The organism is Croceicoccus bisphenolivorans (genome assembly GCF_001634625.1).
Lineage (GTDB): Bacteria > Pseudomonadota > Alphaproteobacteria > Sphingomonadales > Sphingomonadaceae > Croceicoccus > Croceicoccus bisphenolivorans.
Genome location: NZ_LRSE01000063.1, coordinates 1 through 840 on the forward strand (window position 1 = coordinate 1; position 840 = coordinate 840).

General features: G+C 56.3%; 1 protein-coding gene. It reads left to right on the plus strand.

The window, feature by feature from the left end; genetic code table 11:
* Positions 1 to 38 precede the first annotated feature (38 nt).
* On the plus strand, positions 39 to 284 hold the full coding sequence (locus A7A77_RS17310; protein ID WP_066561330.1) for a hypothetical protein: 246 nt from the start codon (positions 39 to 41) through the stop codon (positions 282 to 284).
* The last annotated feature ends 556 nt before the right edge of the window (positions 285 to 840 follow it).

Sequence of the window (840 nt, forward strand, 5' to 3'; positions counted from 1 at the left end):
GCATTGGTTCCGATAGTCCGAAATTGATCTGAGGATTAATGCCGGAACCTCTTGATGTCGCCTATACCGAACAGATGGAACGAGTGGTGCTTTACGCGCGGCGCGCGAAAACACCGGCAGAAGCCGTCCCGCTTACCGAAAGCAGGGAAAATCGAAACCTTGCCTATTGGGAAACCGGACTATTCGCCTATGCGCTGACCGGAGAGGTGGAAACTTCGCGAATTTTGCTGTTGGCTTCAGAAATGGCTTCGTTGGAGGGAAAGGATGTGATCGAAGCTACGTGAATGTCGAAACTGGCCGTTCCAGGCTGAATCTGATAGAACGACCCGGCGCCTGAAGCTGACCCGAAAGCAGTTTGGATCACCGCAAGGCTGGACTCGTTTCTTGTCAGCGATCAGATAAGGGCCTCAACGNAGCATGCAAGCGCTCCCAAAAGCGTCAGGCTCAGGCCGGTCAGCGTCAGAACGACCTTCCACACCAGACCCCCGACTTTACCGGAGTGGATAGGGTAGAATTTCTCGCTGACGCTTTGCTGGTCGATCGTGCCGTCGGGGGCATCGATAGTGACGGCCCCGGATCGTTCAATTCGCACATACGTCCTGCCATTCGGGGTCCATTCAAATGGTTGGCGCAGGCGCAATGTCGCCTCCTCATTCGATAGCTGAAGTCTCCGGATTTCCGCGTTCGGGAAACTGCGTCCGGCTATATCGAAAAATCCGGACATGTCGTCCTGAGTCAGGCGGGCGTCGAGCGTCCGGGATAGCGAAGACCGTTCCGGCAATGGCGCGACGATGGCTGCCGTGACCGGTTCGAAGATCATGGCGCTGCCCGTCAGCATTG

What these genes read in the sequence shown, in the direction of transcription:
- A7A77_RS17310 (WP_066561330.1), top strand. Translation starts at nt 39, where the DNA reads ATGCCGGAACCTCTTGATGTCGCCTATACCGAACAGATGGAACGAGTG.